Source organism: Vibrio sp. D173a, assembly GCF_030248475.1.
Genome location: NZ_JAHGAH010000262.1, coordinates 1 through 23,826 on the forward strand (window position 1 = coordinate 1; position 23,826 = coordinate 23,826).

At 45.8% G+C, this 23,826-nt stretch carries 18 protein-coding genes; 10 read left to right on the top strand and 8 right to left on the bottom strand.

The window, feature by feature from the left end; translation table 11 throughout:
* The coding region (locus KIV40_RS23260; RefSeq protein WP_285347800.1) for a transposase at positions 1-231 on the top strand (231 nt) is incomplete at its 5' end.
* A gap of 305 nt (positions 232-536) precedes the next feature.
* Here the strand turns inward: KIV40_RS23260 and KIV40_RS23265 are convergent.
* Positions 537-1,301, bottom strand: a complete 765-nt coding sequence (locus KIV40_RS23265; RefSeq protein ID WP_285351567.1) for a TatD family hydrolase — start codon at positions 1,299-1,301, stop codon at positions 537-539.
* Positions 1,302-1,487: 186 nt separating this feature from the next.
* On the opposite strand from KIV40_RS23265, the gene hemB reads away from it, so the two are divergent.
* The 3 genes from hemB to polA all read left to right on the top strand — a co-directional run bounded on the left by hemB (position 1,488) and on the right by polA (position 6,521).
* Positions 1,488-2,549, top strand: a complete 1,062-nt coding sequence (gene hemB, locus KIV40_RS23270; protein WP_005429984.1) for a porphobilinogen synthase — start codon at positions 1,488-1,490, stop codon at positions 2,547-2,549.
* Between the two features lie 125 nt (positions 2,550-2,674).
* Positions 2,675-3,109, top strand: a complete 435-nt coding sequence (locus tag KIV40_RS23275; protein ID WP_181145865.1) for a GNAT family N-acetyltransferase — start codon at positions 2,675-2,677, stop codon at positions 3,107-3,109.
* 619 nt (positions 3,110-3,728) lie between these two features.
* Entirely contained in the window at positions 3,729-6,521 is a 2,793-nt protein-coding gene (gene polA / locus KIV40_RS23280; RefSeq protein WP_285351568.1) for a DNA polymerase I, read from the top strand.
* 757 nt (positions 6,522-7,278) lie between these two features.
* Here the strand turns inward: polA and yihA are convergent.
* The gene (gene yihA / locus KIV40_RS23285; protein ID WP_005429993.1) at positions 7,279-7,938 is read right to left on the bottom strand and encodes a ribosome biogenesis GTP-binding protein YihA/YsxC; all 660 of its coding nucleotides are present in this window, start codon (positions 7,936-7,938) and stop codon (positions 7,279-7,281) included.
* Between the two features lie 159 nt (positions 7,939-8,097).
* Between yihA and KIV40_RS23290 the strand changes: the two genes are divergently transcribed.
* From KIV40_RS23290 to hemN, 5 genes are all read left to right on the top strand, one after another.
* Positions 8,098-8,715: a cytochrome c gene (locus KIV40_RS23290; protein WP_005430024.1), complete on the top strand. Its 618-nt coding sequence runs from the start codon at positions 8,098-8,100 to the stop codon at positions 8,713-8,715.
* A 775-nt stretch (positions 8,716-9,490) separates the two neighbouring features.
* Entirely contained in the window at positions 9,491-10,129 is a 639-nt protein-coding gene (locus tag KIV40_RS23295) for a class I SAM-dependent methyltransferase (RefSeq protein ID WP_285351569.1), read from the top strand.
* Positions 10,129-10,671 (top strand): Der GTPase-activating protein YihI, encoded by a 543-nt coding sequence (gene yihI / locus KIV40_RS23300; protein WP_045402659.1) that lies wholly within the window; start codon positions 10,129-10,131, stop codon positions 10,669-10,671. The genes KIV40_RS23295 and yihI overlap by 1 nt, the downstream gene beginning before the upstream one ends.
* Before the next feature lie 7 nt (positions 10,672-10,678).
* A complete protein-coding gene (locus KIV40_RS23305; RefSeq protein ID WP_005430018.1) occupies positions 10,679-11,167 on the top strand; it encodes a DUF2489 domain-containing protein in 489 nt (162 codons plus the stop codon).
* Positions 11,168-11,352: 185 nt separating this feature from the next.
* A complete protein-coding gene (hemN, locus tag KIV40_RS23310; RefSeq protein ID WP_285351570.1) occupies positions 11,353-12,744 on the top strand; it encodes an oxygen-independent coproporphyrinogen III oxidase in 1,392 nt (463 codons plus the stop codon).
* A 67-nt stretch (positions 12,745-12,811) separates the two neighbouring features.
* Here the strand turns inward: hemN and add are convergent, their stop codons facing one another.
* The 6 genes from add to glnA form a co-directional block, all read right to left on the bottom strand.
* Complete coding sequence (gene add / locus KIV40_RS23315) at positions 12,812-13,816, bottom strand: adenosine deaminase (RefSeq protein WP_285351571.1); 1,005 nt, start codon at positions 13,814-13,816, stop codon at positions 12,812-12,814.
* A 151-nt stretch (positions 13,817-13,967) separates the two neighbouring features.
* The gene (locus KIV40_RS23320) at positions 13,968-16,448 is read right to left on the bottom strand and encodes an EAL domain-containing protein (protein WP_285351572.1); all 2,481 of its coding nucleotides are present in this window, start codon (positions 16,446-16,448) and stop codon (positions 13,968-13,970) included.
* Positions 16,449-16,561: 113 nt separating this feature from the next.
* Positions 16,562-17,965, bottom strand: coding sequence for a nitrogen regulation protein NR(I) (glnG, locus tag KIV40_RS23325; protein ID WP_005529046.1), 1,404 nt, complete (start codon positions 17,963-17,965; stop codon positions 16,562-16,564).
* A gap of 59 nt (positions 17,966-18,024) precedes the next feature.
* The gene (gene glnL / locus KIV40_RS23330) at positions 18,025-19,095 is read right to left on the bottom strand and encodes a nitrogen regulation protein NR(II) (protein ID WP_032803151.1); all 1,071 of its coding nucleotides are present in this window, start codon (positions 19,093-19,095) and stop codon (positions 18,025-18,027) included.
* A 106-nt stretch (positions 19,096-19,201) separates the two neighbouring features.
* Complete coding sequence (locus tag KIV40_RS23335) at positions 19,202-19,783, bottom strand: DUF4124 domain-containing protein (RefSeq protein ID WP_285351573.1); 582 nt, start codon at positions 19,781-19,783, stop codon at positions 19,202-19,204.
* 197 nt (positions 19,784-19,980) lie between these two features.
* Complete coding sequence (gene glnA, locus KIV40_RS23340) at positions 19,981-21,390, bottom strand: glutamate--ammonia ligase (protein ID WP_005529054.1); 1,410 nt, start codon at positions 21,388-21,390, stop codon at positions 19,981-19,983.
* Positions 21,391-21,921: 531 nt separating this feature from the next.
* Here glnA and typA point away from each other — a divergent pair.
* Positions 21,922-23,751, top strand: coding sequence for a translational GTPase TypA (gene typA, locus KIV40_RS23345; protein WP_005430066.1), 1,830 nt, complete (start codon positions 21,922-21,924; stop codon positions 23,749-23,751).
* The last annotated feature ends 75 nt before the right edge of the window (positions 23,752-23,826 follow it).

The following is a 23,826-nucleotide window of genomic DNA, read 5'->3' on the forward strand; positions in this document are numbered from 1 at the left end:
GATAATAATCGTGCTGAACGCGCCATTAAACCGCTGGTCATTGGCAGAAAAAATTGGCTGTTCTCAAACACACCAAATGGTGCTGATGCGAGCGCGATGCTTTACAGCATCGTCGAGACAGCGAAAGCCAACGGCCTTATCCTCTACGACTACATGGTCAAGTGCATGAAAGAGCTCGCGAAAGCGGAGCCTGATATCGATGCGCTCCTACCTTGGAACTTCAAACATTAACAACACCGCCCCGTGGGTTCATGGGGCGCATACACCAAGACTATGTAATTTTGCGGATGTATCCACATTTAGTGCAAATGCAGATCTCTTTAATGCCTATCAGTCTTTGCAGTAGCGTGCGCTTTTGACGTTTTAGGTAAATACCATGTTGGCCAGTATTCATAGGTTGCCCACTGTGTTAAATGTGTGGGCAATATTTTAGGAAGGGCAAATGTTACATCTCAATAGCACATTATTTATACTTTCAAATATAATGCCATGAAATATAAGAAGTTGTTTGATTGTAACTTATATAAGTACGGGTATTAGCTTAGGTTAAACAATGCCTCAGCGTTTTTGGTTGTAATAGCATCAATTGCTTCAACGCTCTCTCCGCGTAATTCTGCTACTCGCGCTGCCACCAGAGAAGTGTAAGCCGGCTCGTTGCGTTTACCACGATGCGGTACCGGTGCAAGGTAAGGACAGTCTGTTTCTAGGATCACCCAATTCATGTCCAGATGCTGGATAACCTTATCCATACCGCCATTTTTAAACGTAGAGACACCACCCAGACCTAAGTGGAACCCAAGCTCATTGATTGCTTGCGCTTCTTCTACGCTGCCACCAAAACAGTGGAACACACCACGCAAACTGCCGTCTTGTTCTTGACGAAGTAAGGTCAGCGTTTCTTCAATCGAATCACGAGTGTGGATAACGACAGGTAAATCCATCTCTTTTGCCCAGTTTAACTGAGTCACAAACGCCATCTCTTGTTCTGCTCGGAAGGTTTTATCCCAGTACAGATCGATACCGATTTCACCCACTGCAATGAAGTTGTGCTTTTCAAACCAGCCACGAATGATTGCTAGTGTTTGCTCGACATTGCCATCTACGTAACATGGATGCAAACCCATCATAGAACGACAAATCTCAGGATAAGCCGCCTCGGTTTTTAGCATCGGCTCAATAGATTCAAGATCGATGTTCGGCAGCAGAATTTTATCAATGCCTTGTTCTAAAGCGCGCTTCACCACCTCGTCGCGGTCGTTATCAAATTCGCTAGCGTAAATATGAGCGTGAGTATCGATCATGGTTGGTCTCTATGGGTTATCGGTGCATGGAATTAGTGAGAAGTATACTTGAGTGTGAGTGCTGGGTCATTTTCGGTTTTTTTCATGCCGTTTTTCCATATTGCTGCTCGCAAGGTGCATCAAGAGTGATATGATTTTGCCACCAGATGATTTGATCATCGTAACCTTCCAGACAAGGAGAAAGTGGTGTCTGTATCAATTCAAGGTCCATTCCCTGCACGCCGTATGCGTCGTATGCGTAAGCACGATTTTAGTCGTCGCTTGATGGCTGAAAACCAAGTTTCAGTAAACGATTTGATTTACCCAATGTTCATCCTGATGGGCAAAGATCGTCGTGAAAGTGTTGAATCGATGCCGGGTGTAGAACGTTTGTCGATTGATTTAATGCTAGAAGAAGCACAATACCTAGCAAACTTAGGCGTACCAGCAATCGCGCTTTTCCCTGTCGTAAACCAAGACGCTAAAAGTTTATGTGCTGCTGAAGCTTACAACCCAGAAGGTTTGGTTCAGCGCGCAGTACGTGCATTAAAAGAGCACGTGCCTCAAATCGGCGTGATCACAGATGTGGCACTCGACCCATTCACTACACATGGCCAAGATGGCATCATCGATGAAGATGGCTATGTAATGAATGATGAGACAACTGAAGTACTTGTAAAACAAGCGCTGTCTCATGCAGAAGCGGGTGCAGATGTGGTTGCACCATCAGACATGATGGATGGTCGTATTGGTAAAATCCGTGAAGCACTAGAAGAAGCGGGCCACATCCATACTCAGATCATGGCTTACTCTGCGAAGTACGCATCAAACTACTACGGTCCATTCCGTGACGCAGTTGGTTCATCAGCGAACCTAAAAGGCGGCAACAAGAAAAACTACCAAATGGATCCTGCGAATACGGATGAAGCGCTACATGAAGTGGCTCTCGACATCAATGAAGGTGCGGATATGGTCATGGTTAAGCCAGGGATGCCTTACCTTGATGTGGTTCGCCGCGTGAAGACTGAGCTTCAAGTTCCAACCTTCGCTTACCAAGTCTCTGGTGAGTACGCGATGCATAAAGCAGCCATCATGAATGGTTGGCTAAAAGAGCGCGAGACCGTGATGGAATCGCTTCTTTGCTTCAAGCGTGCAGGTGCTGATGGCATCCTGACTTACTTCGCGAAAGATGTAGCAGAATGGCTAGCGGAAGAAAACGCACAAACTGCAGAGCACTTAGTGAAAGCGCAAGAAGCGACAGACGAGTAATTATCGCTCAATGAGAAAAGCCAGACCGACAATTGTTGTCGGTCTGAATATACCCAAGTACCCTCAAGACGGAATACAAACGGCTTGAAGTTACTTGGGTATATTTATTTCTGGAGAGTAAGACAATGACAATGCTGATTCGTGAAGGCACGCTGGAAGAAGCGATCCAAGTGGTGGCTCGTGTTACTGAGTTTGCACGTGGTGAGACGGTTGAATCTATGGCGGAGCGCCTTGGAGAGAAAAAGAGCCTAATCTTAGTGGCTGAGAAAGCTGGGACGCTCCTTGGTTTTAAAATTGGCTACGAATTAGATGATTACACCTTCTACAGCTGGTTTGGTGGCGTTGCACCAGAAGCGCGCAATGAAGGTGTGGCGCAGATGCTGTTGGAAGCACAAGAAGACTGGGTCGCTGAGCAGGGTTATAAAACGTTAAAAGTAAAATCGCGCAACCAATTTCCTGCCATGCTTCGTCTATTGCTAAGAAATGACTATATCATTGAAAAATTTGAAGAAAAGTCAAATTTGCGTGAGTCTAGAGTCCACTTCATTAAAGCGCTATAAAAATAAATGAGATTTTTTCTCATTTAGTTGTTGACTGTTAAATGATAATCATTATTATTAAAGCTGTCTTAGGGAATGAGGAAAGTTCACAAGGACGTTGAATTGCTAATTAACTGCAGTTTATTAACTGAGTGTTGAGAAGGTGATGAAACAATTTTCCCAGAACTTGCACGAATTCTTTTTGACACGACATTGCTCACATTGCTTCCAGTGTAATTTATAGCTTCTTGGTTAAGCTGCCATACAAATGGAAATAGCTTCACCACTTCTGCTAGGCGACCCAATTGGGTCGCTTTTTTCTTTTCTGAGATTTCTAATTGACGCCTCTATTGGCAACTTTTCCACATGGCATGATCATTTTAGGATCGTTGATCTTCTCGCCTGTTGGTATTTATTTTTAATAAAAACAAGTATTTATTGGTATGTTTTGTTGGTTTTATTTACGTTGGATAACCAGTGGATAATTTCTATAAACAGAGTTATCCACAAGAGAGTGCAAATTTCGTGAATAATATCGGAAAATTTCCGCGACCTCGATCGAGCGAACAAGATAGATTCAGCTTAGCAGTCATGGCATTCTAAGCAGATCTATTAAGTACTGATTTGGATACAGACAATTATGGCAAGTATTCCTGAAAATCCGTTGATTCTGATCGACGGCTCTTCTTATCTATATCGCGCTTTTCACGCTTACCCAGGCACGATGAGTAACGGTGAAATTCCAACTAACGCAGTTTACGGTGTAGTAAACATGTTACGCAGCATGATGCGTCAGTTTGCTTCTGATCGTATCGCAGTAGTTTTCGATGCGAAGGGTAAAACCTTCCGTGACGATATGTTCCCGGAATACAAAGCGAATCGTCCACCAATGCCGGATGATCTTCGTTGCCAGATTGAACCTCTGCATAACGTTATTCGTGCTATGGGCCTGCCATTGATCTGTATTCCAGGTGTAGAAGCCGATGACGTGATTGGTACTCTGGCTTATCAAGCATCGCAGCAAGGCATGCCTGTTTTGATCAGTACTGGCGATAAAGATATGGCGCAGCTGGTGGATGACAACGTTACCTTGATCAACACCATGACCAACGTCGTGATGGATCGTGAAGGTGTGGTTGAGAAGTTTGGTATCCCACCAGAATTGATCATCGACTACCTAGCGTTGATGGGCGATAAAGTCGATAACATTCCTGGTGTTCCGGGCGTGGGTGATAAAACCGCAACTGCTCTGCTACAAGGTATTGGCGGTCTGACAAAGCTGTATGAAAACCTCGATGATATTGCAGCGCTTGGCTTCCGTGGTTCAAAAACCATGGCGAAGAAGCTAGTCGATAACAAAGACAACGCAATGCTGTCTTACGAGCTTGCGACCATCAAGCTGGATGTGGAACTGGAAGAGACGCCAGAATCATTGCTAAAAGCAGAACCAAGCACCGATGAGCTGATCAAACTATACGGTCAGTTGACGTTCAAGTCTTGGTTGAACGAGCTATTAGAAGGCGGTACAGGTGTGGTTGAAGCGGATGAATCAACTGGCGCAGCGCGTGGTGGTTCTGCTGCATCTAAAGCTGATATGGATACTTCAGCGGTAAAAATAGACCGTAGCCAATACGAAACCATCCTAGATGAAGCTTCATTCAATGCTTGGTTAGACAAACTAAAAGCATCGGAGTTATTCGCGTTTGATACCGAAACTGACAGCCTAGATTACATGGTGGCAAACTTGGTTGGTTTGTCATTTGCAACTGACGAAGGCATTGCTGCTTTTGTACCAGTGGCCCACGACTACCTAGATGCGCCGCAGCAGCTGGATCGTGATTGGGTACTGGCACAGCTAAAGCCGATTCTTGAGGATGAGGCTCAGGCGAAAGTTGGTCAAAACCTAAAATACGATGCATCTGTGTTGGCTCGCTACGGCATTGAGATGAAAGGCATAAAGCACGACACCATGTTGGCGTCTTATGTCTACAACAGTGTAGGTGGCAAGCACGATATGGACAGCTTGGCACTGCGCTTCTTGCAGCACAGCTGCATTTCATTCGAGCAAATTGCAGGTAAAGGTAAGAACCAGCTGACCTTCAACCAAATCGATCTGGATGAAGCTTCACCATATGCTGCGGAAGATGCGGACGTGACACTTCGTCTGCATAACCGTTTGTTTGCTAACATCGAACAAGATGAAAAGCTAAAAACCGTATACGAAGAAATCGAAATGCCACTCGTGCCCGTGCTGTCTCGCATAGAGCGTACTGGTGTGTTGATTGATGACATGAAGCTTAGTGCGCAATCTGTAGAAATTGCTGCACGCCTAGACGAGCTTGAGCAAAAGGCGTACGAGATTGCAGAACAAGAGTTCAACATGAACTCACCAAAGCAACTGCAAGCGCTTCTGTTTGAGAAAATGGGTCTGCCAGTCATCAAGAAGACACCATCAGGCACACCTTCTACCAATGAAGAAGTGTTGCAAGAGCTGGCTTTGGATTACCCACTACCAAAACTGATTTTGGAATACCGTGGTCTGGCGAAGCTAAAATCAACGTACAGCGATAAGTTGCCGAAGATGATCAACCCATCGACGGGGCGTGTGCATACTTCTTACCACCAAGCGGTGACCGCAACGGGTCGTCTATCATCCACTGATCCTAACTTGCAGAACATCCCAATTCGTAATGAAGAAGGTCGTCGTATTCGTCAGGCATTCGTTGCCCCTACGGGTTACAAGATTCTGGCAGTCGACTACTCTCAAATCGAATTGCGTATTATGGCGCACCTATCAGGTGACCAAGCACTGCTTGATGCGTTCCGTGACGGAAAAGATATCCACGCAGCAACGGCAGCAGAAATCATGGGCGTTTCTATTGAAGATGTTTCAAGTGAGCAACGTCGCCGTGCGAAAGCGGTTAACTTCGGTCTAATCTACGGCATGAGTGCGTTTGGTTTGGCGAAGCAACTGGGTATTCCTCGTGGTGAGGCACAAGCGTACATGGACAAGTATTTCGAGCGTTACCCAGGAGTAATGCAGTACATGGAAGACACGCGCAGTGCGGCTTCAGAGCAAGGTTTCGTCGAGACAATCTTTGGTCGTCGCTTGCACCTTCCTGAAATTCAATCTCGCAACGGCATGCGTCGTAAGGCGGCAGAGCGTGCAGCGATCAACGCACCGATGCAAGGTACCGCTGCGGACATCATCAAGAAAGCGATGTTGTTAGTTGATCAGTGGATTCAAGAAGAAGGCAATGGTCGAGTGAAACTTCTGATGCAAGTACACGATGAACTGGTGTTTGAAGTTGAAGAGTCGTCTTTGTCCGAAATTGAAAGTAAAGTACAGAATTTGATGGAATCTGCAGCAGAGCTGAAAGTGCCTCTAGTGGCAGAAGCGGGTCACGGTGACAACTGGGATCAAGCACACTAGTCATTTTTAAGCCAATTTAGCCGATTTAATATGAGCCATCGCACAAACGCTGGCTTTTTTGTGCCATTAAAAAAGCAAATCCGATCTGAGATTTAATGTTACTTAATAAAACTTTCATGAAAAAAAACTACAAAAGTTCTTTGCATATCTGACCAATTGTTGTACATTATCTCTCGTAGGGTACAGAGGTAAGATGTTCTATCTTTCAGACCTTTTGTTTCACGTTATTGGATTAGGCTGATTCAGCCGCCCCAGTCAGTTTTTGACTGGGGCGTTTTTTATTGGGCGAAAGAAAATTTTTCTTTTTGATCAATAAGTTAAAATTAACCCTCAAAAACCTTTTCTTTTGACCTCTCTAAGTCACTGCAAAATCACAAGTTTTCCTTCAAATTTATTGCGTTATTCATGCTGTAAATTTACGCCAGTCACACTATTATTTTTTCTTGAAAGAAACTAAGTTACGTACTTCTGATACTTTGTTTAACTTAACTATCTGAATATTAAAGTTATTGGATGGTTTGAGAGGAAATGTTTGGTATGAGGCAGGATGTAAGATTGCTTTTTAACCTATTGAAATCGAATCTCAGTTCAGTAATGCTTCGCCACATAACAATAATTACCAATTTTTCTCTCCCGTTATCCCTGCCAGGAAGGTGGGGATTTTTATTGCCTGAAATTCACGTTTTTCGATAGCGGATAAACAAAAGCCCCACCAAAAGGCAGGGCTGTGTCGAAAAATTTTAACAAATTTTGTTAATTATTCTTCGCCGTTCTCTGGAACGTCTTGCTCGTCTTCTTCAATCAAGTGTGCAAATGCTGGTGCAAACCAAGTGTCCAGTTTGGCACGAAGCTGATCGACACCTAGACCTTTCAGTGAAGAGAAAACATCAACCGATACGTCACCACCAAATGTTTCCACTTGCTTGCGAATTTTCAGTAGCGTTTGTTTGCGAGCACCGCTTTTCAGTTTGTCTGCTTTAGTCAGAAGAACTTGAACAGGGATGCGGCTGTCGATTGCCCAGAAAATCATTTGCTGATCGAGGTCTTTCATTGGGTGACGGATATCCATCAGAACCACCAAGCCTTTTAGGCACTCGCGTTTCTGTAGGTATTCACCTAATGATTTTTGCCATTTGTTCTTCATCTCAACCGGTACTTGAGCGAAGCCGTATCCTGGCAAATCGACAATGTGACAACCTTCTTCCACTTTGAAAAGGTTGATCAATTGAGTACGACCGGGTGTCTTTGATGTCTTCGCTAAGCTTTTTTGGTTAGTAAGACGGTTAAGTGCACTCGATTTACCAGCGTTTGAGCGTCCTGCAAACGCAATTTCGACACCTTCGTCCTCAGGTAAGTGACGAATATCGGGTGCGCTGGTGATGAAATGCGTGTTTTGGTAATGAATTTTTACGCTCACTGTTAACTCCATCTCGACTTTGTGTAGTCGATTGATTACTTTTTTGTGAAATTGTGTAAAATAACCGTGCTCGGCATAAGGTCGCCTATTGTACCATGAGTGTACGCGGTATGTTCACATTCCGTGGTACTGGAAGCTTGATAATTATAATGGAATGTCATGAAGAAATTAGCGCTAATTTTGAGTCTTTTAGCCAGTTGCTCAGTATGGGCCCAAGGTAATATTGAAGCTGGTAAAGCAAAATCACAAACTTGTGTCGCCTGTCACGGAGCGGACGGTAACAGTGCAATCGCAATGTACCCGAAACTTGCAGGCCAACACGCTAAGTATCTTGAGAAGCAGTTAAAAGATCTGAAACTAGGAATGACTAGTGGCGGTAAGCAAGGTCGTTACGACCCTGTAATGAGTGGTATGGCAATGCCACTGAGCGATGAAGACATCGCTGATCTATCTGCATACTACGCCTCTCTACCAATCTCAGAGAGCTCAACACCAGAAGACGTTGTTGAGAAAGGTAAAGTACTGTACACCGCTGGTGATGCAGAACGTGGTCTAACCGCATGTATCGCATGTCACGGCCCTCGTGGTAACGGCACTGAGCTTTCAGGTTTCCCTAAAATTTCTGGTCAGCACTCTGACTACATCAAAGCTCAGCTAGAGAAGTTCCGTGATGGTAACCGTGGTAACGATATGAATGCCATGATGCGTGACATCGCGAAGAAAATGACAGACGAAGACATCGAAGTTCTGTCGAAATACGTTGGCGGTCTGCACTAAACCCCTACAAAGTTCGAGCACAGTTATACAAATATGCCCTAGCGTTTTCGCTGGGGCATTTTTGTTTGTGAGAGCATTGGCTAACGTCCGGTACGTTAGTGATCTCAGTCACGCATGGTGATTCAAGGTAAAGAGATAGTTCGCTCGGGGCTTTGTGAGATATTTGCCATACTTGTTCGATACTATTTCTCTCTCCTCGTTTTAAGTTATTGATAGAAATGGCTATTTATTTTTCTGGAAAAATTCGTATCAATAATTGCTTTCAATGACTTGTTGGTTGTTATCCAATCCGTAAAGTAGACGTTGTTCACAGGGAGTGAATCACAGGAATTTAGACCATGGATATGAGGTCTCCAAGGACGCAAACGAAGGACGTTTGGTAGTAGGAAAAGGGACTTAGATAGGCAAGGAGCCTATCAGATAGGGATGGTCGTCTCGTCTAACGGTTAAGACAGCGAAACGGATCAAGCTCAGGAAGTAGCTCAGTAGACAGGAAGTAAAAGGATAGCCAAAACTCATCAGGAAGATGAAGAACAACACTTTTTGGCATGGAAAGCTCGAAAAACAAAAGGATTCTTGGTGCACCAAATGAGTGCAACACAGTTTCGCCACCAATGGTGGCATTCAGAAAGCGACAGTATCACTGTCGCTTTTTTTATATCTATTTTTCCCAATCAAAGTTTTTTTAATAAAAACTGCTGAAAAAGTATCCAGTAACACTCCAATCTGAGTCCACTTTCTGGTATGTTTCGCATCCCTGTTTGAGGAAGTCAGCATGCACACCTGTCCTTTATGCCAGAATCAGCGCACTCACCACTTTTTTGAAGACAAGCAACGCGAGTATCTTCAGTGTGAGCAGTGCAGTTTGGTATTCGTCAATCCAGATCAACGTTTGGATGCGGAAACTGAAAAAGCTCACTATGATCTGCATGAGAACAATCCTGAAGATATGGGATATCGCCGCTTTTTGGCGAGAATTGCTGATCCAATCTCAGAGCGAATTTCACCACAATCGAACGGAATCGACTTTGGTTGTGGTCCGGGCCCAACGCTTTCCTTAATGTTAGAAGAAGCGGGGCACAACATGGCGTTGTACGATCTTTACTATCACCCAGATACTTGTGTGTTAGAAAAGCAGTATGACTTCATGACAGCAACAGAGGTGATCGAACACCTCTACCACCCAGATTTGGTGTGGAAGCAATGGTTGAATTTAGTTAAGCCAAGTGGCTGGATAGGCCTGATGACGAAAATGGTCATCGACGTAGAAGCCTTTCGGACATGGCATTATAAGAACGATCCTACACACGTGGTGTTCTTTAGCCGTGACACGTTCCAGTTCCTAGCAGAGCGGGATAAGCTCGAACTCGAATTTATTGGTAATGATGTAATTTTACTGAGGAAGACCCAGTAATGAGCCGTAAAAAGAAATCAAGAAAGCCGGGTGCCTCTGGCGCACCTGAGTTTGTCGTCACTCGTAACCGTACAGAGTCAGATGTAGAAGGTCGTCTACGCAAGCGTGCGAAAAAGCGCAAAGGTTTGAAGACTGGTAGCCGTAACTCTGATGCGGAAGAGCAGAAGAGACAAGCAGCAGCACAGAAACGTGATCCTCGCCTAGGCAGCAAGAAGAAAATCCCTCTGATTGTTGAACCGGTGAAGAAGCAAACCAAACAAGAGCGTCGTCTATCTGCAGAGCAAGAGCTGGAGATGCTAGAGAACGATGCGCAATTGAATGTGTTGTTGGATCGCATCGAAGCGGGTGAGAATCTAGGCACTGGTCTACAAAAATACGTAGACGAGAAGCTAGATCGCATCGAGAAGCTGATGGATCAACTGGGTCTACTAGAGCCGGAAGAAGACGAAGACTTTACCGCACCTGCGGCGAAAGGTTCTCGTAACGATGATGATCTGCTAGCAGACTTCGACGATATCAACTTCGACGACTACAAAGGATAAGTAATTCATGAACGTAACCTTATTAGCGATTGCGGGTGCAGTGATCATTATCGCGCTGGCTTCTTATGCAGGTTACCTTCTGCTTCAATTGAAAAAGCAAAAGGAATTGCAGCTGAAGCATCAAAAATTGGCGATCGATAAGCGTAACGCCAACATTTTTGAGAACGTGCATACCTTGTGTCAGGCGGGCATCCAAGGCCAGTGTGATTTGTCGGAAATCAGTATTCGTGTTTACAACATCATGGACTATGTTCAAGGTGAAGACCGTGTTGATTTTGACGCCACATATCCTGCGATTTCAGAGCTTTACCATGTCGTGAAAGATATGGCGCGTGGCGAAGATCGTCAGCAGCTTGCCAAGAAAGAACGTATGCAGCAGAACCTGACGCGTCATAAAGCAGAACAGCGCTTAACAGACGCGATCATCGAAGAGCTCAAAGTGTTGCAAAAAAACGTTAAGCCACTGAATAACCAAATCAATATTCAGATGATCTAATTGCTGCCCCTAATGGTTTCCTTATAACTATTAGGGGTATCGTGATCACGCTAGCACTTCTTTAGTTTTATACTTAAAAAGCCGCCTGTGGCTGCCGTAGTTGTCATCGTCGTATGGCAGAATAACGGTTTCTGAATATTGGGGGACGGCTTTCGTCTCCCTCGCATTTTACGGAAAGTACCACCATGTCGAATCAACATACTGAATCGAAACAGCAAATCGTCTGGGATCAAGCGGTATTGGATAAGTACAACTATTCCGGTCCGCGTTACACGTCGTACCCGACAGCACTGGAGTTTCATGAAGCGTTTACCATTTCGGACTACGATATGGCATGCACTCAGTACCCAGATCGTCCGTTATCTCTGTACGTTCACATTCCGTTCTGTCATAAGCTTTGCTACTACTGTGGCTGTAATAAAGTGATTACTCGCCATTCGCACAAAGCTGACGAATATTTGGATGTACTTGAGCACGAGATCCGCCAACGCGCGTCACTATTGGGTGAACGCCAAGTGACTCAATTGCATTTTGGTGGTGGTACACCAACTTTCCTATCTGAGAAGCAGATTACGCGTGTGATGGACTTGTTGCGCCAAGAGTTCACTTTCAGTGCCGATGCGGAAATCAGTATTGAAGTTGATCCACGTGAGATTGAGCTCACTATGCTGGATCACCTACGCAGTGAAGGCTTTAACCGCCTAAGTATTGGTGTTCAGGACTTCAACAAAGAAGTTCAGCAGCTTGTGAACCGTGAGCAAGATGAAGAATTTATCTTTGCGATGGTAGCTCGTGCAAAAGAGCTTGGCTTCCGCTCTACTAACCTTGATTTGATTTACGGCTTGCCGAAGCAAACCAAGGCATCTTTTGCGAAGACACTAGAGCAAGTGCTAGAAATGCAGCCGGGTCGTTTATCGGTGTTTAACTACGCGCACATGCCACAACTGTTTGCTGCGCAGCGTAAGATTAAAGATGAAGATCTGCCAAAAGCGGAAGAGAAGATGGCGATTCTGCAAGATACCATCGCAACGCTAACAGGTGCTGGTTACCAGTTTATCGGTATGGACCACTTTGCGATGCCGGATGATGAGCTTGCTGTGGCTCAGCGTGAAGGCATTTTGCACCGCAACTTCCAAGGCTACACCACGCAAGGTGAATGCGACTTGGTTGGCTTTGGTGTTTCGGCGATTTCAATGATTGGTGATGCGTACGCGCAAAACCAGAAAGAATTGAAGAAGTATTACGCACAGGTGAATCAATCTCGCCACGCGCTGTGGAAAGGTGTGTCACTGGATGCGGATGACTTATTGCGCCGTGAAGTGATCAAACAGCTTATCTGTAACTTCAAGCTGGATAAGAAGTCGATTGAGTCTGAGTTCGGCGTGAAGTTCGAGCAATATTTCAAAGAAGATTTAGGTCTACTGCAAACCTTCATCAATGATGAATTGGTGGAAGTGGATGACAATGAAATTCGCGTAACACTGCGTGGCCGCCTTCTGATTCGTAATATCTGTATGTGCTTTGATAAGTACCTACGAGCGAAAGCGCGTCAGCAACAATTCTCTCGCGTGATTTAATCTCTTACAGATTTCGGATACAAAAAATGCCAGCAGATGCTGGCATTTTTTATATCTTTCGCGGCAATTATACGCGATCTTTCACTTTTTCTTTCAGTTCAGTTTTCTCTGCATCTGATAGGAAAGCGATGTCTAGACCGTTGATTTGCGCTTGGCGAATTTGCTCTTGAGTCAGGCCTGCTGCTGGTGCCGCCACTTCGTATTCGTATGGCAGTTCAATACCTTCCACCGCTGGATCGTCCGTGTTCAGACATGCAAGTACACCGTGCTCAAGGAATTGCTTAAGAGGGTGGTTAGCTAGTGATTCAACTGTACTGGTTTGGAAGTTTGACGTTAGGCACGATTCAATACCAATGCGGTTTTCTGCAAGGTAGTCCATCAGTTTAGGATCGTGGATTGCTTTCACACCGTGGCCGATACGTGTTGCACCAAGCTCTTGAATTGCTTGCCACATGCTCTCTGCACCCGCCGCTTCACCAGCGTGTACGGTCACGTTCAGGCCTGCGTCGCGAACTTGTTTGAAGTGAGACACAAAACGATCACCCGGTTGACCAAGTTCATCACCAGCTAGGTCAACGGCAACCATATGGTCCTTCTGACTAAGAATCGCATCCAGCTCTTGCTGACAAGCGTCAGTACCGAAAGTACGGCTCATGATACCGATTAGGTTTGCCTTGATGCCGAAATCACGCATACCCGCTTGTACGCCATCAACCACAGCTTCTACCACACCTGCTACAGGTAATTTGTGTTTCATTGCCATGTAGTAAGGTGAGAAGCGAAGTTCAGCATAGTCGATTTGTGCGTTAAGTGCGTCTTCTACGTTTTCGTAAGCTACGCGGCGACATGCTTCTAGATCGCCCAACACTGCCACGCCCCAATCAAGCTTAGAAAGGAAAGCAACAAGAGATGGCTCAGCTTCAACAATTTGAACGTGTGGTGTTAGCGACTCGATATCGTAAGCTGGTAGAGCAATACCAAATTGCTGGCCAAGCTCAAGAATAGTCTTAGTGCGAATGTTGCCGTCAAGGTGACGGTGCAAATCAGTTAGGGGAAGATTCTTAGTTATCATTATGTCGATCCGGGTTGTTTGTTGTGAACAGGAACTCAGCCCAAACATTATCAATGACAATACATGGGGAAGATTTGCAGTTAAGTATAAATAACAGTTAGGTAGATTGTCAGTAGACGATGACTAGGAAATCAACGATTTCAGCTGTTTTCTACTTCATGTTAACCAAATGTGTTGGCCATTCTTCCATCGCCATCGGGCGGCTATAGTAGAAGCCTTGAACTTGGTCACAGCCAAGTGAACGGAGCAGTTGTGCTTGTTCTGCGGTTTCTACTCCTTCCGCGACCACATTCGCTTTCATACCTTTCGTGATATTGATGATCGCCGTTACCACTGAGCTGTCGAGATTCTCTTTGGTCAGACGGTTAATGAAGGTGCGATCTATCTTCAAGCAGGTGAATGGCAGAGCATGCAAGTAGGCGAGTGACGAGTAACCCGTACCGAAATCGTCAATCCCAATACCCAGCCCCATATCTCTGAGCTTGATTAAGTTATCTAGCGTGCTTGGTGCGCTATCAATGATACGCGACTCGGTGATCTCTAATGTTACGTTAGTTGCCGATAGACCTGTTTTAAGCAGTATTTTCGCTACAGATTCGACGAAGTTAGGGCTCGATAACTGATGAACGGACACATTGACGTGTAGCTGGAAGTCTTCAGGCCATTGCTTATTATCGATGGCTTTACGAGTGTCACTACAAGCTTGGAAAAGGATTTGTTGACCAATGGTTTTGATCATGCCGCTTTCTTCTGCGATAGGGATGAAGTCGAGTGGTGAAATCATGCCTGATTCACTGTGCCAGCGTGCGAGCGCTTCTGCACCACAAATATTGCCGCTCTCAAGGTCAATAATTGGTTGGTAGAAAGGGACGAATTCATGATTGTCGATGCCCGTTTGAATCTTCGCTAGCATTTGTGTCCGGAACTTAGATGCACTCGCCATCTCTGGACTGTAGTGACACACGCTGATGCGCGAGTCTTGCTTGGCAGAGCTCAGAGCAATACTTGCGTTACGTAACCAGAGCGGCATGCTTTGCGAAGCTTGCGTACGCACGACGCCGATAGAGATCTTTATCACCACGGTTTCTCCGTCGAGCATAAACGGAGCTGCGAGCAACTGCTGTAGGCGTCGCTCTGTCGAGCGTATCTCCTCATCTTGCAGCTGCTGTTTGAGTCGCTCGGCAATATGAATCAGCAACTGATCGCCATTGTGATGGCCGATACTGTCGTTGATATCCCTAAATTTGTTGATCCCAATAAGATACAAACTACCTTGGCCTGAATGAGTCAACGTTTCGCTCACTTCTATCAAACCTTGGCGACTGTATAAGCGCGTAAGAGAATCAAATTCAAGCTGTTCACGTAGCGCTTTAAATGAGGCTTTTAGATTTCCCTTCATTTCATTAAAGGCTTGTACCAGGACGGTAGTTTCGTACACGTAGCCCGGCTTAGGCATGGTGCTATCCCAATCCCCTTTGGCTAAGTGCTGCGCCGCTGTTGCCGTGGCATTGATAGGGCGAGTAACGCGATTGAATATCAGTAGGCTAATCCCAATACCAAATAAGCTCACCAAGGCACCGACCATCCAACTTTTCTGTTGGCTATTGGGCAGGTTGCCGAGTAGATCGGTTTCAGAAACCGAAGTGCCAATAAACCAAGTTAAGCCATTGGCGTCATGATATGGCGTGATACGGCTAAATGTGCGTTGACCGTTGAAGTCGAACTCGAATGTGTAAGGTTTGTCGCTGTGGCTGAGGTCTTGGCCCATTAGGCGAGACGCACTCATTTGGATGATAGGATCTGCACTTTCCGAAGCCAGTAAACGCTGTCCCTTTTCTGAGAACTTCGTTCCCCAAGAAATCACACTGCTTTGCCCTGAATGCGCCACTAAGCGGTGTTCCTGATCCATGATGTAAACGGATGCGCTGGTATCTCGCTTGAGATCTTGTAAGAACAAGTTAAAGGTGTTGATGCGAATGTCGGTAACGAGGACTCCTGCAAACTCACCCAGCTCGTAAATGGGAGTCATGGCCGAAAGGGTGATGTCTTGGCGCTCATCGGCATTGGCGTAAATCGTTGACCAACGGGCTCTGTGGTCTTGAGCGACGGGCTTATACCAAGGGCGGGTACGAGGGTCGTACGGAGCAATCACAGTACGAATATCATCACTGACGTCCTCACTGCCGTAAATAACTAAATTACCATCAGTACGATGGTCTTGAACCATCAGCGTGTAGCTGTCACCCGCTTCGCGTCGGAAGCCGGTAAAGTCACCGGATTCAGATCCAAATGCAATCACATCCAGTTGCGGTATTGAGTGGTACAAATCTTTAAATGCACTCAACAAATAAGCTTGGATATCTTTGGTGTCGTTAGGATGATATAAGTTGTGGTAGCTAACGTTGTGCCCCAGCGCATTGACTGCGGTGAAAGGTTTACGCAGGTAGTCATTGAGGTGGTCGTGAACACTTTCGGTCAATACTGAAAGTTGCTTATCACTGATGTCGGTGACAACTTCCTCATAGCTCTGTTTTTGGACGTAGACAATCACACCGATAGCCAGCAGAAAAATCATCACGAAAGGGATGAGAACAGCAGTACGTAGTGTAATTTGAGTCGTCGCGTTTGACATTGCCTAGTCACATAAGAGGTGTCGTACCATAATTTTACTGACACTTAGGTTATCAAGCGAGGGAAAAAATTGTGCGCTTGATAACCATTAGCCAAACTCGTATCCGTTCGAGATCAGTACAATTCTTTCAATTTTCGGGTTAGGGTATTGCGTCCCCATCCTAGTACTTTAGCGGCATCTTGCTTGTGACCTTTAGTGTGTTCTAACGCAGCTTCCAATAAAATGCGTTCAAACTCAGGTAATGCGTAGGAAAGCAGCTCTTTATCTCCAGCTTCTAACGCTTGGCGAGCCCAATCTGCTAATTGATCTTGCCAGCTGCCGCTGGTGGCTTCCGTGGCGATTTTCTTCTCTTCCAGCAACTCTGCGGGTAAATCACTTGGCAAGACTTCACTGCCGCTTGCCATAACGGTCAGCCAACGACAGATGTTTTCCAATTGACGCACGTTACCTGGCCAGTCAAGGCGGTTCAAAATCTCCACCGAAGAGGGGTGCAGGGTTTTGGTTTCAACACCGAGTTCATCCGCCGCTCGAACGAGGAAGTGTTGTGTCAGCTTCTCTATGTCTTGCTTACGCTCTCTTAGTGCAGGGATCTGAACACGAATGACATTCAAGCGGTGGAATAAATCCTCACGGAAATCGCCTTCGTGAACCAATTTTTCAAGGTTTTGGTGGGTGGCTGCAACAATACGTACGTCGACACGAATTGGAGAGTGGCCGCCGACGCGGTAGAACTGACCGTCCGCCAAAACACGTAGCAAACGAGTTTGGATGTCTAGCGGCATGTCACCGATTTCGTCCAAAAACAGGGTGCCACCATTGGCCTGCTCAAAACGACCTTGACGGACGCTATTCGCACCAGTAAACGCCCCCTTCTCATGACCAAACAGTTCCGATTCAATCAAGTCTTTCGGGATTGCAGCCATATTGAGGGCAATAAAAGGTTTGTTGGCGCGCGGGCTGTGGCGGTGTAAGGCATGAGCAACTAGCTCTTTACCGGTACCAGACTCACCGTTGATTAGAACGGAAATAGAAGAACGCGATAAGCGACCGATGGCGCGAAACACTTCTTGCATCGCTGGTGCTTCACCAATGATTTCAGGCGTATCGGTTGGGATGTCGTCCGGCAGAAGTTGCTCACGCTTATTCTCTTGGCTATGGGCTATCGCACGCTCTACCAGCGTTAGTGTTTCATCAATATCAAACGGCTTAGGCAAATATTCAAAAGCACCTTTTTGGTAAGCGTTCACCGCCGCATCCAAATCGGAATGTGCTGTCATGATGATCACGGGTAGGTCTGGGTAATCACGTTGAACTTGTTTGAGTAGCTCTAAGCCATCGATACCCGGCATGCGAATGTCTGAAACCAAAACGTCTGGTACTTCGCGCTCTAGCGCCATTAACACGCTTTCACCATCCGCATAGGTTTCGCATTTGATGTTGGTAGAGGAGAGGGTTTTCTCCATTACCCAGCGAATCGAACTGTCGTCATCGACGACCCAAACATATCCTTTACTCATGTAATAAATCCTTGCAGCAAAAGCCTAAAACTGACTAATCGAAAAGCCATTTAATCAAGTCAGATTGGCAAATAAATTGTAAAAGTGGTGTGACCTGGCCAGCTCTCGACATCAATCTTGCCGTTGTGCTGGTCGATCAAATTTTGTGAAATAGACAAGCCAAGTCCCGTTCCGCCCTCACGGCCACTGACCATCGGGTAGAAAAGCGTGTCTTGTAACTCGGGTGGAATGCCTGGACCGTTATCGGTGATCTCGACGCGAGCCGCGAGTTTGCAACGCTGACCATGAATATTGGCTTGATGCACCGTTCTGGTGCGTATGGTGATTTTGCCATGCTCTTGGTGAGAGAGGATTTGCGCCGCATTGCTAACAATGTTGAGCATCGCCTGCTCGATTTGGTCAGCGTCCATCAAGATCTCCGGCAAGCTCGGGTCGTAATCACGCTCAATCACAACCGAATGCTGAGATTCTAATTCCACCAATTGACGCACCTTTTCAAGCACTTGGTGTAGGTTCTCTTGTGTCTTTTTGCCCGGTTTTTGAGGCCCTAGCAAGCGATCGACGAGTGCCCTCAAGCGGTCGGCTTGTTCAATAATGATGTGGGTGTATTCCGTCAAAGAAGGATCGGGCAGCATTTTCTCCAGTAACTGTGCTGCGCCGCGTAAACCGCCAAGTGGGTTTTTAATTTCATGCGCCAAACCACGCACTAAAAGCTTCGCCGCCTGTTGTTGGGCATGTTGGTTAAGCTCTTGAGTGAGTCGGCGTTGCTGATCAATTTTGCGCATCTCAACCAGCAGCATTAACTGCTTCTGCCATGTGATCGGGCTGACAGTCACTTCCAGCATCAAAGGGCGGCCATCAACCACAAAGGTCACGTCACTGTCAGTGATACTTTGTCCGCTCTGCAATGGCTGAGTGAGCAGCGCAAGATCCAATGACGCATGCTGAATCAGCTGAGACAACGACTGCTCGACAATACGCTTGGCGCTTTGTGAGAACAATAACTCAGCCGCAGGGTTGGCGTAGCGAACGGCTAATCCATCATCGAGAATCAGCGTTGCTGTCACCATGTTGTTGAGAATGGCACTGGAGAGACTGGTATCCACATTACGTCCTTGTTTGCGTTGTATTTGTGCGCTGCACTATATTGGTGCAATAGAACGTAAGTATGGCGAATAAACCTAAGAAGAAAAAGTGAAAAGCGCCATCAGAGTGCGGTTTTTTTCACTTAATATTCTACTTTGCCCCTTTAATGGTCGGCTTGATACTCGCTCTATGTAAATGCACCGTTATAGGGCTAGTAGATGCAATAAGCTTGCCGCTTCTTTTGGCTTGTACCGCGAGGGTGTGTGTACCACGATCGATGTTCTTCAATTGCCAAGTTAAACGGCTTTGTGGCGCCCCATATGGCTTACCATCAAGGAAGAGTTGCAACTGCTCGCCAATCCCCAATTTACGGTTGGCTTCGAGTTGGATGTTGATAGCGCCAGGGTTGCTGCGAATGGTTTCATCATGCTGTGGCGTGAGCATAGAAAGGGAAAGAGGCAGTGGCTTTTCTGCCTTTGTTTGCTCATCTGTTGTGGGCTCTGATGTCGTTTTTGCTTGTGGTGCCAGAGACTCCGTACTTTCTACTTTTGGTGCTGGCGCACTGGATTCTAGATTAGGTAGCGAAATGGCTTCTGCGCCTTGGTTTGGAGTATCGCTAAAATGCACAACGCCGTCTTTATCGACCCAAGTGTAAGCGACTTGAGCAGAGGCTGTTGCGGCGATCAGTAAGCCACTTAAGGCGCATAGCGATGGTAAAAGCTGAACTTTCATTGCTCACCTTCTTTTGATAGATGATTTCACGTTTGGATTGCTTAGCTCTTTGACTTATCAAGTAAAAGAGTTTGAGCGTATTTTAGTTATCCCTCCATGTTAAACGCCCATATAGGGCAAGCGAATACAAAAAAGGCCCGCCTGCGAGGCGAGCCTAATATTTTGTTTCTGTGTTTACATTTTACACAGTTGAGACCTTATACAGAGTAGTAAAGTTCGAACTCAAGTGGGTGAGTTGTCATGTTTACTTTCTCTACATCTTGAGACTTAAGACCGATGTAAGAATCGATGAAGTCATCAGAGAATACGCCGCCTGCTGTTAGGAACTCACGGTCAGCATCTAGTTCTTCTAGAGCATCTTTCAGTGAGTATGCAACAGTTGGGATTTCTGCTGCTTCTTCAGCTGGTAGGTCGTAAAGGTCTTTATCCATCGCTTCGCCTGGGTGGATCTTGTTCTTAATACCGTCAAGACCAGCCATTAGCATTGCTGCGAACGCTAGGTATGGGTTAGCCGCTGGGTCACCAAAACGAACTTCGATACGACGCGCTTTAGGGCTTGGTACCACTGGGATACGGATAGAAGCAGAACGGTTACGTGCTGAGTAAGCTAGCATAACTGGCGCTTCGAAGCCTGGTACAAGACGCTTGTACGAGTTAGTTGATGGGTTAGCAAATGCGTTGATTGCGCGAGCGTGCTTGATGATACCGCCGATGTAGTAAAGTGCAGTTTCAGATAGGCCGCCGTACTTGTCACCAGCGAATAGGTTTACACCGTCTTTTGCTAGAGATTGGTGAACGTGCATACCACTACCGTTGTCACCAACTAGTGGCTTAGGCATAAATGTCGCTGTCTTACCAAACGCGTGAGCAACGTTATGTACAACGTATTTGTAGATTTGGATTTCGTCAGCTTTCGTTGTTAGCGTGTTGAAGCGAGTTGCGATTTCGTTTTGACCCGCAGTTGCTACTTCGTGGTGGTGCGCTTCAACAACTAGGCCCATTTCTTCCATTACTAGACACATAGCAGAACGGATGTCTTGAGATGAATCTACTGGAGCTACTGGGAAGTAACCACCTTTAACGCCTGGACGGTGACCTTTGTTACCTTCTTCGTAATCAGAGCCTGTGTTCCACGCTGCTTCTACGTCGTCAATCTTAAAGAAAGAACCAGACATGTCAGTCGCAAACTTAACGTCGTCAAATAGGAAGAACTCTGGCTCAGGACCGATAAGAACAGTATCTGCAATACCAGTAGAACGCATGAAGTCTTCAGCACGCTTAGCGATAGAGCGAGGGTCGCGGTCGTAGCCTTGCATTGTTGCAGGCTCGAGGATGTCACAACGGATGTTTAGCGTTGCATCTTCAGTGAATGGGTCAAGCACTGCAGAAGATGCGTCTGGCATCATAACCATGTCTGATTCGTTAATGCCTTTCCAGCCAGCAACTGATGAACCATCGAACATTTTACCTTCTTCGAAGAAGTCTGCGTCGATTTGGTGAGCAGGGATAGAGATGTGTTGCTCTTTACCTTTTGTATCAGTGAAGCGTAGGTCAACAAACTTAACTTCGTTTTCTTGGATCAGTGATAAAACGTTTTCTACTGACATCTTGGATAACCTCCAGTGTTAATAAAGCGGTAAAAGCTCGATTAATGAAAAATTGATTAAATCCAGCATTGATTAATTTATTTGACATTTTATTAATCGATGCTGTTCTCTCTAAAGCCAAAACCGTGCCAAAAAAATTATTCCACTAATTTCAAGGAATTACGTTTTCAGATACGAGTTTGGTGCAAACGATTGCACCAAAATGATCTTTGTATGCACTGTAATGGTGCATATTTTTATTATTGCACCACAATGTGACAACCATGTTGCTTATCTAGCCCAGTTTTTGAGCAAGAGTCAATTTCTGATAAGCGACGATTGGAATAAAATTGCGTTGAATCAATTCGCTGGGCGAGAGAAAGTGGGCGCTAAGCGTAAATTTGCTATAAAAGCTAAGGAGTAGATCACATATTTCTAGGCTTTTTGCTAAAATCTGGTACATTATGGCCGTTTTTTTAATCAGCAAATGTCGCCAGAGAGCACCCGTTCTCGGCATGGGGGCATTTCATCTATCTAAGTGAATCAATATCCATGGCTACTCCACAGATTGATAAATTAAGAAATATCGCGATTATCGCGCACGTTGACCACGGTAAAACAACGTTGGTTGACAAGCTGCTACAACAATCAGGCACGCTAGAGTCTCGCGGTGAAGCTGAAGAGCGAGTCATGGACTCGAACGACATTGAGAAAGAGCGTGGCATCACCATTCTTGCTAAAAACACAGCAATTAACTGGAATGACTACCGCATCAACATCGTAGATACTCCGGGACACGCGGACTTCGGTGGTGAAGTAGAACGTATCATGTCGATGGTAGATTCAGTACTACTTATCGTTGACGCAGTTGATGGCCCAATGCCACAAACGCGTTTCGTAACGCAAAAAGCATTTGCTCACGGCCTTAAGCCAATCGTTGTAATCAACAAGATTGACCGCCCTGGTGCACGTCCTGATTGGGTTATGGATCAAGTATTCGACCTATTCGACAACCTAGGTGCAACTGACGAACAGCTAGACTTTAAAGTTGTTTACGCGTCAGCACTTAACGGTTGGGCTGCGCTAGAAGAAGGCGAAACTGGCGAGAACATGGAACCACTGTTCCAAACTATCGTTGAAGAAGTAACTGCACCTCAAGTTGACCTAGACGGTCCTCTACAGATGCAAGTTTCTCAGCTAGATTACAGCTCTTACGTTGGTGTTATCGGTGTTGCTCGTGTAACTCGTGGTAGCGTTAAGCCAAACCAACAAGTAACGGTTATCGGTGCTGACGGTAAGACTCGCAACGGTAAAGTAGGTACAGTAATGGGCTACCTAGGCCTAGAGCGTCACGAAGTTGAGCAAGCGAATGCGGGTGATATCATTGCAATCACTGGTCTTGGCGAGCTAAAAATCTCTGACACTATCTGTGCACAAAACCAAGTTGAAGCACTACCACCGCTATCTGTTGATGAGCCAACAGTAACGATGACGTTCCAAGTAAACACGTCTCCATTCGCTGGTAAAGAAGGTAAGTTCGTAACTTCACGTAACATCCTTGAGCGTCTAGAGAAGGAACTGGTACACAACGTTGCACTACGTGTTGAGCAAACAGACGATCCAGACAAATTCCGCGTATCAGGCCGTGGTGAACTTCACCTATCTATCCTGATCGAAAACATGCGTCGTGAAGGCTTTGAGCTTGCTGTATCTCGTCCAGAAGTAATCATCAAAGAAGAAGATGGTCAGCTAATGGAACCGTTCGAGACTGTAACGATCGACGTTATGGAAGAGCACCAAGGCGGCATCATGGAGAACATCGGCCTACGTAAAGGTGAGCTGAAAGACATGTCTCCAGATGGTAAAGGCCGTGTACGTATGGACTTCGAAATGCCATCACGTGGTCTGATCGGTTTCCAAACTGAGTTCATGACACTGACTTCAGGTTCTGGTCTTCTATACCATACATTTGACCACTACGGCCCACACAAAGGCGGTAACATCGGTCAACGTGTTAACGGTGTACTAATTGCTAACGCAATGGGTAAAGCGCTAACTAACGCACTATTCAACCTTCAAGAACGTGGTCGTCTATTCATCGGTCACGGTGTTGAAGTTTACGAGGGCATGGTTATCGGTATTCACAGCCGCGATAACGACCTAACAGTAAACGCACTGAAAGGTAAGCAGCTAACTAACGTTCGTGCATCTGGTACAGATGACGCACAGGTTCTTACTCCGCCAATCAAGATGACTCTTGAGCAAGCACTAGAGTTCATCGATGATGATGAACTAGTAGAAGTAACACCTGAAAGCATCCGTATCCGTAAGAAATTCCTAACGGAAAGCGATCGTAAACGTGCTTCACGTTCAGCAAAATAATCTGCTGTAACGGATTCGATTAAGAACAAGCCCCGAGTCATGTTCGGGGCTTTTTGTATCTAAAGGAATAAGGCT